11 protein-coding genes and 1 riboswitch are annotated in these 13,335 nt (G+C 68.2%); of the genes, 5 read left to right on the top strand and 6 right to left on the bottom strand.

Annotated elements, in window-relative coordinates; all coding sequences use genetic code 11:
• Nucleotides 1–9 precede the first annotated feature (9 nt).
• Together PXH83_RS20785 and PXH83_RS20780 are read right to left on the bottom strand one after the other, a co-directional pair.
• A complete protein-coding gene (locus PXH83_RS20785) occupies nt 10–1,476 on the bottom strand; it encodes a sensor histidine kinase (RefSeq protein ID WP_274562924.1) in 1,467 nt (488 codons plus the stop codon).
• Between the two features lie 291 nt (nt 1,477–1,767).
• The gene (locus PXH83_RS20780; RefSeq protein WP_274562923.1) at nt 1,768–2,814 is read right to left on the bottom strand and encodes an SIS domain-containing protein; all 1,047 of its coding nucleotides are present in this window, start codon (nt 2,812–2,814) and stop codon (nt 1,768–1,770) included.
• A gap of 167 nt (nt 2,815–2,981) precedes the next feature.
• Between PXH83_RS20780 and nagB the strand changes: the two genes are divergently transcribed.
• The gene (gene nagB / locus PXH83_RS20775) at nt 2,982–3,767 is read left to right on the top strand and encodes a glucosamine-6-phosphate deaminase (protein WP_214920339.1); all 786 of its coding nucleotides are present in this window, start codon (nt 2,982–2,984) and stop codon (nt 3,765–3,767) included.
• Between the two features lie 113 nt (nt 3,768–3,880).
• Here nagB and PXH83_RS20770 read toward each other — a convergent pair whose 3' ends face one another.
• From PXH83_RS20770 to PXH83_RS20755, 4 genes are all read right to left on the bottom strand, one after another.
• Nucleotides 3,881–5,428, bottom strand: a complete 1,548-nt coding sequence (locus tag PXH83_RS20770; RefSeq protein WP_274561902.1) for a glycoside hydrolase family 3 protein — start codon at nt 5,426–5,428, stop codon at nt 3,881–3,883.
• A gap of 7 nt (nt 5,429–5,435) precedes the next feature.
• Nucleotides 5,436–6,293 carry a carbohydrate ABC transporter permease gene (locus tag PXH83_RS20765; protein WP_274561901.1) on the bottom strand — a complete coding sequence of 286 codons (858 nt, stop codon included), beginning with the start codon at nt 6,291–6,293 and terminating at the stop codon, nt 5,436–5,438.
• Nucleotides 6,290–7,285 carry a carbohydrate ABC transporter permease gene (locus PXH83_RS20760; protein WP_274561900.1) on the bottom strand — a complete coding sequence of 332 codons (996 nt, stop codon included), beginning with the start codon at nt 7,283–7,285 and terminating at the stop codon, nt 6,290–6,292. Before PXH83_RS20760 ends, PXH83_RS20765 begins: the two co-directional genes overlap by 4 nt.
• A gap of 97 nt (nt 7,286–7,382) precedes the next feature.
• Nucleotides 7,383–8,681, bottom strand: a complete 1,299-nt coding sequence (locus PXH83_RS20755) for a sugar ABC transporter substrate-binding protein (RefSeq protein ID WP_274561899.1) — start codon at nt 8,679–8,681, stop codon at nt 7,383–7,385.
• A 328-nt stretch (nt 8,682–9,009) separates the two neighbouring features.
• Between PXH83_RS20755 and PXH83_RS20750 the strand changes: the two genes are divergently transcribed.
• From PXH83_RS20750 to PXH83_RS20735, 4 genes are all read left to right on the top strand, one after another.
• The gene (locus tag PXH83_RS20750; protein ID WP_214920334.1) at nt 9,010–9,777 is read left to right on the top strand and encodes a GntR family transcriptional regulator; all 768 of its coding nucleotides are present in this window, start codon (nt 9,010–9,012) and stop codon (nt 9,775–9,777) included.
• A 457-nt stretch (nt 9,778–10,234) separates the two neighbouring features.
• Entirely contained in the window at nt 10,235–12,478 is a 2,244-nt protein-coding gene (locus tag PXH83_RS20745; RefSeq protein ID WP_274561898.1) for a carbon starvation CstA family protein, read from the top strand.
• Complete coding sequence (locus PXH83_RS20740; RefSeq protein ID WP_274561897.1) at nt 12,475–12,678, top strand: YbdD/YjiX family protein; 204 nt, start codon at nt 12,475–12,477, stop codon at nt 12,676–12,678. The genes PXH83_RS20745 and PXH83_RS20740 overlap by 4 nt, the downstream gene beginning before the upstream one ends.
• 93 nt (nt 12,679–12,771) lie before the next feature.
• Complete coding sequence (locus PXH83_RS20735; RefSeq protein WP_274561896.1) at nt 12,772–13,062, top strand: ribosomal protein L7/L12; 291 nt, start codon at nt 12,772–12,774, stop codon at nt 13,060–13,062.
• A gap of 194 nt (nt 13,063–13,256) precedes the next feature.
• Nucleotides 13,257–13,327, top strand: a riboswitch (cobalamin riboswitch).
• The last annotated feature ends 8 nt before the right edge of the window (nt 13,328–13,335 follow it).

Raw genomic sequence — 13,335 nt, 5'->3', positions numbered from 1 at the left:
CGCTGCTTTCTACTTGTCGGCCCTGACGGGGATGTCGAGCAGGACCTGCGTACCGCCCTCCGGGCCGGGGACCATGTCGAACGTCCCGCCCAACTCGCCCTCCACCAGGGTCCGTACGATCTGCAGCCCCAGATTGCCGGTCCGCTTCGGGTCGAACCCCTCGGGCAGTCCGCGCCCGTCGTCCTGCACCGTGATCAGCAGCCGCGCGTCCTTGCGGTCGCCGCCGCGCACCGCCGCGACCTCGACCGATCCCTGCTCCGCAGGTGCGAAAGCGTGCTCCAGGGCGTTCTGCATGATCTCGGTGAGGACCATCGCCAGCGGGGTCGCGACCTCGGCGTCGAGGATGCCGAAACGGCCCGTACGGCGGCACTTGACCTTGCCGGGCGAGATTTCGGCGACCATCGCGATCACCCGGTCGGCGATGTCGTCGAACTCCACGCGCTCGTCGAGGTTCTGCGAGAGCGTCTCGTGGACGATCGCGATCGAGCCGACGCGGCGTACCGCCTCGTTGAGCGCCTCGCGCCCCTGCTCCGAATCCATCCTGCGGGCCTGGAGGCGCAGCAGCGCCGCCACCGTCTGGAGGTTGTTCTTCACCCTGTGGTGGATCTCCCGGATGGTGGCGTCCTTGGTGATCAACTCCCGCTCGCGGCGGCGCAGTTCCGTGACGTCCCGGCACAGTACGAGCGATCCGATGCGGGTGCCCTTGGGCTTGAGCGGGATCGCGCGCAGCTGGATCACCCCGCCGTTGCCCTCGACTTCGGTCTCGCGCGGCGCCCAGCCGCTGGCCAGCTTGACCAGCGCTTCGTCCACCGGGCCGCGGGAGGGGGCGAGTTCGGCGGTGGCCTGGCCCAGGTGGTGGCCGACGAGGTCGGAGGCGAGGCCGAGGCGGTGGTACGCGGAGAGGGCGTTCGGCGACGCGTACTGGACGATGCCGTCCGCGTCGAGCCTGATCAGGCCGTCTCCGGCGCGCGGTGACGCGTCCATGTCGACCTGCTGGCCGGGGAACGGGAAGGACCCCGCGGCGATCATCTGGGCCAGGTCGGAGGCGCTCTGGAGGTAGGTCAGTTCGAGGCGGCTGGGCGTGCGTACGGTCAGCAGGTTCGTATTGCGTGCGATCACTCCGAGTACGCGGCCCTCGCGGCGTACGGGAATCGACTCGACCCGGACCGGGACCTCCTCCCGCCACTCGGGGTCGCCCTCGCGCACTATCCGGCCTTCGTCGAGGGCGGCGTCGAGGAGGGGGCGGCGGCCGCGCGGGACGAGGTGGCCGACCATGTCGTCCTGGTAGGAGGTCGGCCCGGTGTTGGGCCGCATCTGGGCGACGGACACATAGCGGGTGCCGTCCAGCGTGGGGACCCACAGGACGAGGTCGGCGAAGGAGAGGTCGGAGAGCAGCTGCCACTCCGAGACCAGCAGGTGGAGCCACTCGAGGTCGGTTTCACTCAGAGCGGTGTGCTGGCGGACGAGGTCGTTCATGGAGGGCACGTGTGCGAGCGTACCGCCGCTCGGGCGACCCCATGGCCGCGGCGCCTGGCAGGGACCCTCAGCCCTGCCGGCACCGCAGCCCGGAGCTACTCAGGCCGGCGGATGTGCGGTCCCGCGCGGCCGACAGAGGTACCGGTACGCAGTCAGGGCAGAGAGCGACCGGTGCCTCGTTCCGCCCTCCTGTGCGGGGAGGGAGGAAGCTTTTTACCTGCACATTGTGGACTAGACCATTAACTTGTGTCTATGGCCCTGCTGGATCAAATCATGGCCGGGCCCGCAGGGTCAGTGGGTTTCGGTGACTTTGGCCAGGGCTCGGGGGGCGTCCGGGTCCTGACCTCGGGCGATCGTCACCTCGTACGCCAGGAGCTGAAGCGGGAGGATCTCCAGAATCGGCTGGAGTTCCTCCGCGACGCCCTCCATGGAGAGGACGAAGCCCGCCGACGCGGCATCGACCTGTGCCTTCGGGCCGATCACGAACAGGTCCGCGCCCCGGCCCCGCAGGCGGTCCAGTACGGGCTGGAGCGCCTCGCCGCCCTTGCCGGCCGTGACGACCGCGATGACCGGCGAGATGTTGTCGACCATGGCGAGCGGGCCGTGCAGCAGGTCGGCTCCGGAGTAGGAGAGGGCGGGGATGTAGCTCGTCTCCATCAGCTTGAGCGCCGCCTCCTTGGCCGTCGGATAGCCGTAGCCGCGCGATGTGATGACCATGCGCTCGGCGAAACGGTAGCGGGCGGCGAGCTGCTTGATCTCCGCCTTGCGGGCCAGGATCTGCTCCGCGAGTTCGGGCAGGACCTGTGCGGCCGTGCCGTCGCCGCCCCGCAGGCCCTCGACGAAGAGGTAGAGGGCGAGGAGCGAGGCGGTGTACGTCTTCGTGGCGGGCAGGGCCTTCTCCGGGCCCGCCTGGATGTCGATGTGGTACTCACTGACCGCGGCCAGCGCCGAGTCCGGATTGTTGGTCACGGCGAGGGTGACCGCGCCCGCCGCGCGCGCCGCCCTGGTGGAGGCCACCAGGTCGGGCGAGCCGCCGGACTGGCTGACCGTGATGACCAGCACGTCACTGAGGTCGGGCCTGGCGCCGTACGCCGTCGTCGTGGACATGGAGGTCAGCCCGCACGGCAGACCGAGCCGGATCTCCAGCAGGTACTTCGCGTAGAGCGCCGCGTTGTCCGACGTACCGCGGGCGGTGAGGAGCACGAAGCGCGGTTTCCTCGCGGCGATCGCCTGTGCGGTCTCACGGATTCTCGGGGCGCCGGTTTCGAGGATCCGGCGCAGCACCGCGGGCTGCTCCGCCATCTCGCCGGACATGATCCTGCCGGGCTGCTCGACCATGCTCAGTGCCTCCAGAGTGACGAACGCCGCCACGGTCCCAGTCGACCACGAGAGTCCGTTCGTCCGCCTGTTGTCCGCCTGGCGAAAGCCCCCTGACGTACACCGGAGCTCTGCTAGATTGGTCTATACCACCATACTGGCTCCCTCTTCAGATCGGCAGGATCAGCGTGGAAGTTGTCATCGTTCCGGACGCCGGAGCGGGCGGCGAGCTCATCGCGGCAGGGATCGTCGACCTGCTGGGCCGCAAGCCCGGCGCGCTGCTCGGCGTGGCCACCGGTTCGTCCCCGCTGCCCATCTACGAAGCGCTGACCGCCAAGGTCCGCTCCGGCGCCGTCGACGCGTCGCGTGCCCGGATCTGCCAGCTGGACGAGTACGTCGGCCTGCCCGCCGGGCATCCCGAGTCGTACCGCTCGGTCGTGCTGCGCGAGGTCGTCGAGCCGCTCGGCCTGTCCGAGGCGTCCTTCATGGGACCCGACGGCTCCGCCGACGACATCCAGGCCGCGTGCGAGGCATACGACCGTGCGCTCGCCGAGGCGGGCGGCGTCGACCTCCAGCTGCTCGGCATAGGCACCGACGGGCACATCGGCTTCAACGAGCCCTGCTCCTCGCTCGCCTCCCGCACCCGGATCAAGACGCTGACCGAGCAGACCCGCGTCGACAACGCGCGGTTCTTCGACGGCGACATCGACCAGGTGCCCCACCACGTCATCACCCAGGGCATAGGCACCATCCTGGAGGCCCGCCACCTGGTGCTGCTCGCCACCGGTGAGGGCAAGGCCGAGGCGGTGGCGCAGACCGTCGAGGGGCCGGTCGCCGCGCTGGTGCCGGCCTCCGCGCTCCAGCTGCACCCGCACGCGACGGTCGTCGTAGACGAGGCGGCGGCGTCCAAGCTGAAGCTCGCCGACTACTTCCGGGCGACGTACGCGGCGAAGCCGGCCTGGCAGGGGCTGTAAGGCACTGAGACGCATGACATGACGGTGCCGGGGCCCCTCTGTGGGACCCCGGCACCGTCGTGTCGTCAGACGCTCGTGTCGTCAGACGCTCGTGTGGTCAGACGCTCGTGTGGTCAGACGCCCGCGACGACCTCCGCCGCCGCCAGCCCGCACACTCGCGCGGCGCCGTGCGTCGCGATGTGCAGGGCGCCCCTCGGCGGCGCCTGGGGCACTCCCATCTCGACGACGACCGTGTCGGGGCGTGCCGCGAGCAGGACGTCGAGTGCCGCGCCCATCCACGGGTGGCGGTGGATGTCCCGTACAACGGCGACGATCCGGCGGTCCCCGGCGGCTGCGAGAACCTGCGTCGCGGCCATGGAGTCCTCGCTGCTGTACGTGTCCGTCTCGGTGCCCGGAAGCAGTCGCGCGAGCTCGGCCGCCACGCCCCACGGCGTTTCGTCCCCGACGGCGATGTTCGCGACGGGGGTGAAGGCGGCGACGTACGGCGCGGAGGTGACGGGAGCGGCTGCCATGGCTGGAGTGGCGTCCGCGCCCCGGGTGATGCGCAGCGCGCGGCGGGCCGCCACCAGGCCGATGCTGGTTTCGGAGCCGGGCGCGGTCCCCTCCTGTGAAGCCACGCCCGGCCCCGAAGCCCCCCGGGCCCCCCTGGTCTGCCGCGTCCAGCCCGCGAGCGCGCGCACGCGGGCGGCCGCGTCGGCCAGCCGTTCCTCGGGCAGTTCGCCGTCCCGTACGGCTGCGACCAGCGCATCGCGCAGCCGCAGCACGGTCTCGTCGTCCGCCAGTCCGCCGCCGACACAGATCGCGTCGGCGCCGGCGGCGATCGCCAGGACGCTGCCACGCTCGATGCCGTACGTCGCGGAGATGGCCTGCATCTCCATGCCGTCGGTGATGACAAGCCCTTCGTAGCCCAGCTCCTCGCGCAGCAGACCGGTCAGGATCCGCGGGCTCAGAGTCGCCGGGCGGGCCGGGTCGAGCGCAGGAAGAAGGATATGCGCGCTCATCACAGATTTGGAGCCCGCGTCGATCGCGGCACGGAAAGGCACCAGCTCACGGGCGTGCAACGTGGCGAGATCCACATCAATGCGGGGCAGCGCGTGGTGCGAATCGACGGCGGTGTCGCCGTGGCCGGGGAAGTGCTTGGTGCACGCGGCGACACCGGAGGACTGCAGACCCTCGATGTACGCCGCCGTGTGCCGGGCCACGAGCTGCGGGTCGGCGCCGAAGGAACGTACACCGATGACCGGATTGCCCGGATTCGAGTTGACGTCGGCGGACGGCGCCCAGTTGAGGTTGACGCCGCACTCTGCCAGCCGACGGCCGAGTTCGCGGGCGACGGCCCTGGTCAGTTCGGTGTCGTCGACGGCGCCGAGCGCGAGATTGCCGGGGAAGGACGAGCCGTTCCGGACTTCGAGGCGGGTGACGTCACCACCCTCCTCGTCGATCGCGACGAGCACGTCGTCGCGTTCGGCGCGCAACTGCGCGGTGAGCGCCGCCAGTTGCCCGGGAGAGGCGATGTTGCGGCCGAACAGGCCGACGGACGTGAGCCCTTCACCGACACGGCGCAGCAGCCAGTCGGGGGCGGCGGTGCCGAGGAAGCCCGGCTGGAGGACGGCGAGGGCGTCGCGCGTCAGAGTGTCAGTGCCACGTGCGAAGGTCGTCATGGGAGCGTTACCCCTTCACTGCGCCGGAGGTGAGACCCGATGCCATCTTCTTCTGGACGATCATGAAGAAGACAACGACCGGGATGGCGATGAGCGTCGAGGCGGCCATCAGCGCGCCGTAGTCCACACCGCGGGAGGTGGTGAAGTTCATGAGCCACACATTGAGCGTGTATTTGTCGTTGTCCTGGAGCACGACGTACGCGAGGAGGTACTCGTTCCACGCGTTGATCAGCGAGAAGATCGAGGCGGCGGCGAGGCCGGGGGCGAGCAGCGGGAAGATGACGCGCCAGAAGGCGCCCATCCGGCTGCAGCCGTCCACCATCGCGGACTCCTCCAGCTCCTTCGGAATGTTGATCACGAAGCCGCGGATCATCCAGGTCGCGAAGGGCAGCGTGGAGACGAGATAGATGGTCGTCACGCCCCAGTACTCGTTGAGCCCGCCCAGGTCGTTGAGCTGGATGTAGATGGGGATGAGCATCGCGGTCGGCGGCAGCAGCTGCACGACGAGCAGCACCATCATGAAGGCCTTGCGGCCGAAGAACCGGAAGCGGCCGATCGCGAAGGCGGCGATGGTGGAGAGCACCATGGCGCCGACGACCGCGGTGACACAGATGATCAGGCTGGACTGGATCGCCGTGCCGAAGTTCGGCATGTTGATGGCCCGCTGGAAGTTGTCGAAGGTGATCGACGAGGGCCACAACGTCTGGTCGTAGCTGCGGATTTCACTGTTCGGCCGCAGTGCGCTGATGACCAGCCAGTAGACCGGGAAGGCCATGACGACGAAGGCCAGCAGCCCTACGACATTGAAGAGCAGCCGGTTCTTCTTGCGGTCGGGTCGCAGGACCTGGGGAGTGGAGACGCTCACTCGACCTCTCCGATCTTGAGCAGCTGGCGCAGGTAGTACACGGCGACGCCGGACAGCAGCAGGACCGTGATGAGGGAGATCGCCGCGCCCTGGCTGAAGGAGTTGGACTCGAATGCCTTCTCGAAGGAGTAGAGGCCGAGCAGCGCGTACTCCGGTTCCGGCTTGTTGCCGCGGATCAGGAAGACCTGGCCGAAGACATTGAAGTCCCAGATCACCGACAGGGTGGCGACCATCTGGAAGACCGGCTTGATGACCGGCCAGGTGACATAACGGAATACGCCGCCGGTGCCGGCGCCGTCGAGCGACGCGGCCTCCTCCAGCTCCTTGGGGACCTGGGTCAGGGCGGCGTAGAGCGTGATGGTGACGAAGGGGACAGCGCCCCAGACGACGACCCCGCCGATGATGGTGAAGCCCTGCGTGGAGTCGAGGAACCAGTTGTGGCCCTGGAAGTCCAGGCCCAGATACTCCGTCAGCACCATGTTCAGTACGCCGTAGTCGGAGTCGGCGAACCAGCGGAAGATCGAGGTCGCCACGAGCAGCGGCATCGACCAGGCCGCGATGAGCGCGGCCGTGAGCAGCAGCCGGGCCCAGGTGGACATGCGCTGCATCACCATGGCGAGGCCGAGCCCGATCACCATCGTGGACACCACGCAGGCGGCCATGAAGACGATCGTGCGTACGACGACGTCCCAGAACTCGCCGTCGCCGAGGATCTCGGTGAACTGGTCGAATCCCACCCAGGGGGCGGCTTCCCCGGTCCACAGTTCGCGGCGGCCGACGTCCTGGAAGGACATGATCACCGTCTTGACCAGCGGCCAGACGAACACGGCAGCGATCGCGACGAACGCGGGGGCTATCAGGAGGTACGGCAGCAGGGCGCCGGCCTTCCGCGGCCTGCGCGACGCGCCCTCGGACGGCTCGGGGCCGATGACCTCGGGGGCCTGATCCATGGTTGCCGGGGGGTCTGCTGCTTGAATGTCGGCGGCACTCATTGTGCTGGCTGCCTTCCGTTCGGGCCGGATACCGGAGGGCGGGGGCAGCGGTTCCCGAAGGAACCGCCACCCCCGCGAGCGATCAAGAGGCTCTGGTTCAGGACTCTGCGTTGATCAGCTTGTCGATCTCCGCGTCGGCCGCCTTGGTGGCGTCCTCGACCGACTTGCCCTTGATGATGTCGAGCAGCATGACTTCGAGAATTTCCTTCTTCTCGATGGCCGTCCAGCCCGGGGCGATCGGCGTGAACCAGGCGTCGGGCACGGCGTTGGCGATCGGAGCGGTCTCCGGCTTGGCCTTCAGCGGTGCGAGCTGCTTGGTGTTGTTCGGCAGGATGTTCTTGGAGGCGAGGACCTCCTGCGACTTCGCGCTCGTGAACATCGAGATCCACTCCTCGCCGAGGTCCTGGACCTTGGACTTGGAGATGGTGGCGAGGTCGGAGCCGCCGATGAAGGACGGCAGGGCCTTGCCATCGGGGCCGGGCATACCGGCGACGCCGATCTTGTCCTTCAGCTTGGCGTTGCCGTTGCCCTTGGGGTCGATGACGCTGCCGGCTTCCCAGCCGTTGCCGTATAGAAGAGCGGTCTTCTCATTGGCCATGACGTTGGCGTGGTCCTGCTCGTCCTTGGTCTTGTCGCCGTTGTTGTACGTGTCGACCAGGTCGGTGAAGTGCTTGATGCCCTTCTGCGCCTCGGGCGTGGAGAGGGAGGACTTCCACTCCTTCGTGCCCTCGTCGTACTTGGCTATCTGGCCGCCGTACGCGGCGACGTACGACATGGCGGCGTACCAGTAGCGGCCCGGCAGGTAGAGCGGCGAGAACGCCTTGTCCTTGTCGTACTTCTTGCCGACCTTGTCGAGGGCCTTGGTCAGGTCGGCCTCGGTCTGGGGCAGCTTGTCGGAGCCGGTGCCCGCCTTGAACATGTCCTTGTTGTAGAGCGCGACGCGGGCGCCCGCGTAGTAGGGCACGCAGTACTGCTTGCCCTCGAAGGAACAGGTGTCCTTGAGGCCCTTGATCCAGGTGTCGGAATTCTCGTACTTCTTCGGGTCGATCTCGCCGAGAGCACCGTTGAGGATGTACGTCATCGTCTCGGTGTTGCCGAGCTCCACGACGTCCGGGTACTTGTCACCGGCGAGCGCGGCGTCCAGCTTCTTGGCCTTGTCGCCCCACTGCTGGTACTGGACGTTCACCTTGGTCTTGGGGTACTTCGCCTTGAACTGGGCGTTGACGTCCTTGACCAGCTCGGGCCACGTGCTCTGAGCGTCGACCATCAGCCAGACGGTGAGCGTCTCGTTGCGCTCCTTGGGGTCCTTGGAAGCGTTGGAGTCTCCGGAACCACACGCCGCGACCGAAGCCATCATGGCCGTCGCACCAATTGCCGCGATGAGCTTGCGCTTCACGCCACCCTCCTCAGGGATGCAAGAGAATCCCCACACCGCCCGGGAGTTGCGTCGTATCGCTCCTGTCGCATCACTCCTGAAACTGGAGTCGCTGCACAGGGGCCTGCCCGTGGGGCTGGGACCTGGTCTTTAATGGTTTAGACCAGTACCGGGAGCTTGGCCTAGACCTTTAGGGGTGTCAAGGGTGTATAAGAAGGGCACTCGCGTCCGTTATCGGACCGACACCTGAGTAAGGGCGACGTCCCGTGACGAGGCCGTGCCACCATGTGAGCCGCGACAGTCGGAGGAGCCGGTGACGGCAGCAGCACAGAAGTCGGGAAGGCGGGTCATGGCCACGGACGGGGGCGGCACAGAAGCCGAGGGCGGGCCGGCGACTCGCACGGCGCGCGTACCCAAGTACTACCGGCTAAAGCGGCATTTGCTGGATATGACGGAAACGCTGCCGCCGGGTACGCCGGTGCCGCCGGAGCGGACCCTGGCAGCCGAGTTCGACACGTCACGCACGACCGTGCGCCAGGCGCTGCAGGAACTGGTCGTCGAGGGCCGTCTCGAACGGATCCAGGGCAAGGGCACCTTCGTGGCCAAGCCCAAGGTCTCGCAGGCCCTCCAACTCACCTCGTACACCGAGGACATGCGGGCACAGGGCCTGGAGCCCACGTCCCAGCTCCTCGACATCGGGTACGTGACAGCCGACGACACGCTCGCCGGGCTGCTCGACATCAGCCCGGGCGGCCGCGTCCTGCGCATCGAGCGCCTGCGGCTGGCGAGCGGCGAGCCGATGGCCATCGAGACGACGCATCTGTCGGCGAAGCGCTTCCCCGCGCTGCGCCGCTCGCTCGTCAAGTACACCTCGCTCTACACCGCCTTGGCCGAGGTGTACGACGTACGGCTCGCCGAGGCCGAGGAGACCATCGAGACCTCGCTCGCCACGCCGCGCGAGGCCGGGCTGCTCGGTACGGACGTGGGCCTGCCGATGCTGATGCTCTCCCGGCACTCGATCGACGGGAACGGCGATCCGGTGGAGTGGGTGCGCTCTGTCTACCGGGGCGACCGCTACAAGTTCGTGGCCAACCTGAAGCGGCCGGAGACGGACTGACGGCGCCGGCCTAGGGCGTGTCCGGCGGATCAGGACGACTTCAGGGTGCGGCGCGTTCTCAGTGCTGGTGAGCGGGGCCTGGTGCGTGCAGCTGCAAGGCGGAGGAGGGAGTCGACGCGATGGGGGTCCCCCCTGTTCGAGCGCAGTCGAGAACTTGGGGGAGTCAGCGACTGACGACAACGCCGCAGATGTGCGTGCCAGGCCCCGCGGCCCAGGCATGATCCGCCGGACACGCCCTAGGAGCGGCCGGGGGTCCGGGGGTTGCCCCCGGGACAGCACAGCGTGGCCAACCTGAAGCGGCCGGAGACGGACTGACGGACTGACGCCGAACCTCCCGTGACCTGCGGCGACGCCACTGTGTCCGTACCGATATGCGGACGGGGGGTTACGGACGGCGGTCACAGCGCCTAGATTTCGCGCACATTACGAGGAAGATCGCGCGAGGGGACGGATCGTCATGCCGGAATCGACACCTCCACCCGAGAGGCAACGGGCACTGTCCCCGAAGTCCATAGCCATATGGGCCACGGTGGCCCTCGTCGGAGCGATCGGCTGGTCCGTCCTCGCGCTCTCCAGGGGCGAAGAGGTCTCCGCAGCCTGGATGCTGGCGGCGGCCCTCGGCTCGTACGCCATCGCGTACCGCTTCTACTCGCGCTTCATCGCCAACCGCGTCCTGAAGGTCGACAAGAACCGGGCCACTCCCGCCGAGCGGCTCGACAACGGCGTCGACTTCCACCCCACCGACCGGCGCGTGCTGTTCGGGCACCACTTCGCCGCGATCGCGGGCGCCGGGCCGCTGGTCGGGCCCGTGCTCGCCGCGCAGATGGGCTACCTGCCCGGCACGATCTGGATCATCGTCGGCGTCATCTTCGCCGGCGCCGTCCAGGACATGGTGACGCTGTTCTTCTCCACGCGCCGCAACGGCCGTTCGCTCGGCCAGATGGCACGTGACGAGATCGGGCCCTTCGGCGGCGCGGCCGCGCTGATCGCCGTCTTCGCCATCATGATCATCCTGCTCGCGGTGCTCGCGCTGGTCATCGTGAACGCCCTCGCGCACTCGCCGTGGGGCGTCTTCTCCATCGGCATGACGATCCCGATCGCGCTCTTCATGGGCGTATATCTGCGCATTCTGCGTCCCGGCCGGGTCAGCGAGGTGTCGCTCATCGGCGTATCGCTGCTGCTGCTCGCGATCGTCGCGGGCGGCTGGGTCGCGGAGTCGTCGTGGGCGGACACCTTCACGCTGGAGCCGGGCACGCTCGTCATCTGGATGATCGTGTACGGCTTCCTCGCCTCGGTGCTGCCGGTGTGGCTGCTCCTGGCCCCGCGCGACTACCTCTCGACGTTCATGAAGATCGGCACGATCGGGCTGCTGGCTCTCGGCGTCTTCATCGCCCTGCCGACGCTGAAGATGGACGCCGTCACCGACTTCGCGACCAGCGGCACCGGCCCGGTCTTCGCCGGCTCGATGTTCCCGTTCGTCTTCATCACCATCGCCTGCGGCGCCCTCTCCGGCTTCCACTCCCTGGTCTCTTCGGGCACCACCCCGAAGATGGTCCAGAAGGAGACGCAGATCCGGATGATCGGTTACGGCGCCATGCTGACCGAGTCGTTCGTCGCGGTCATGGCGATGATCACCGCCTGCATCATCGACCCGGGCCTGTACTTCGCGATCAACTCGCCCGCCGGTGTGATCGGCGACAACGTCCAGGCCGCGTCCGAAGCGGTGACCAACCTCGGGTTCTCCATCTCCCCCGACGCGCTGGCCAAGGCGGCGGCGGATGTCGAGGAGCAGAGCCTCCTGTCGCGCACCGGTGGTGCGCCGACCTTTGCGCTCGGCATGTCGGAGATCTTCTCGGCGGTCATCGGCGGCGCCGGGATGAAGGCGTTCTGGTACCACTTCGCGATCATGTTCGAGGCGCTGTTCATCCTCACCACGGTGGACGCAGGCACCCGCGTCGGCCGCTTCATGCTCCAGGACATGCTCGGCAACGTCTACAAGCCGTTCCGCCAGGTCAGCTGGAAGCCGGGTGTCTGGTTCGCCAGCGCTGTCGTCGTCGGCGGCTGGGGCTACTTCCTGTGGGTCGGCGTGCACGACCCACTGGGCGGCATCAACCAGCTCTTCCCGCTGTTCGGCATCGCCAACCAGCTCCTCGCCGCCGTCGCGCTCGCCGTCTGCACCACACTGCTCGTCAAGTCCGGGCGGCTGAAGTGGGCATGGGTCACCGCCGTCCCGCTCGCCTGGGACGCCGCGGTCACGCTCACCGCGAGCTGGCAGAAGATCTTCTCGGACGACGTGAAGGTCGGCTTCTTCGCCCAGCGCGACAAGTACCAGGCGGGCATCGACGCCGGCCAGGTGCTGCCGCCCGCCAAGAGCCTCGACGACATGCACACCGTCGTCACCAACTCCACGGTCGACGGCGTGCTGTGCGCGCTCTTCGCGATCCTCATCGTGGTGGTGCTCGTCGACGCGGCCAGGGTGTGCGTCAAGGCGGTCCGCAACCCCGCGAGCGCCACGCTCAGCGAGGCTCCGTTCGTCGAGTCGCGGCTCGTCGCGCCCGCGTCGATCATCGCGACCAAGGAAGAGAAGGCGGAGCTCGTGGCGGCAGGCCTCGGCCCGGAGGGCGGCATCCGCAAGGAAGCCGAGCCCGTCGGTACGGGGACAGTCGGGACGGAGACAGTCGGAACAGGAACGCCGGAATGACCCTCACGGACGTGCGCCGGGCGGCGGGCCGGATCCGCTGGTACGTCCGCGAGCTGACGGGCGAGTCGGCGTACGACCGCTATGTCGCGCACGCCCGTTCCCACGACCCCGGGGCCCCGGTCATGACCCGCCGGGACTTCGAGCGCAGCCGCACGGACGCCCGCGAGGCAGACCCCCGCGAGGGCTTCCGCTGCTGCTGAGCCAGTGGCACGACCGGCAGTTGTACGGGCCGCCGCATCCCCCGGGGATGCGGCGGCCCGTCGCTGTACCCGCGCTCACTAGGATCGCGGATCATGAATACGGAGATGTTGTTCCTCGCCCTCCTCATCGTCATCGTGCTGGTGGGCTCGATCACCGATGGCCGGATCAAACGAACCACCCGCAACGTCGCCCGCCTTGAGCGCAAGATCGATCTCATCCTCGGCCAGTTGGGCATCCAGGAGGCCGATCCCGAACTGGACCGGGTCAACACGCTCCTGCGGGACGGGAAGAAGATTCCGGCGATCAAGCTCTACCGCGAGATCACGGGCGCCGACCTCGTGGAGGCCAAGAACGCGGTCGAGCGGATGGAGAGCCAGATATGAGATCGCGCCCGTCCGTCGACTGAGACACAACACGCCCGAGGGGCGTACGGGTCCTGCGGGGGCTCCTCCCAACTGCCGCAAGGGCCAGCAGGGGACCGGTTCCCGCAGGGCCCACCACCCGCACCGACACAACATCTGGGGGGTGCCTCATCCAACCGCCCCCACATGTATGCTCAACCTCGCTGTCGCCGCAGGGGAATCCGGTGCGAATCCGGAACTGTCCCGCAACGGTGTGATCGGTGTGCTTTCGCGCACCCAGGAGTCCGACCACCT

This window comes from Streptomyces spiramyceticus (genome assembly GCF_028807635.1).
Classification (GTDB): domain Bacteria; phylum Actinomycetota; class Actinomycetes; order Streptomycetales; family Streptomycetaceae; genus Streptomyces; species Streptomyces spiramyceticus.
The sequence above is the reverse complement of the archived record's forward strand: the minus strand, read 5'-3'. Positions and strand labels throughout refer to the sequence as shown.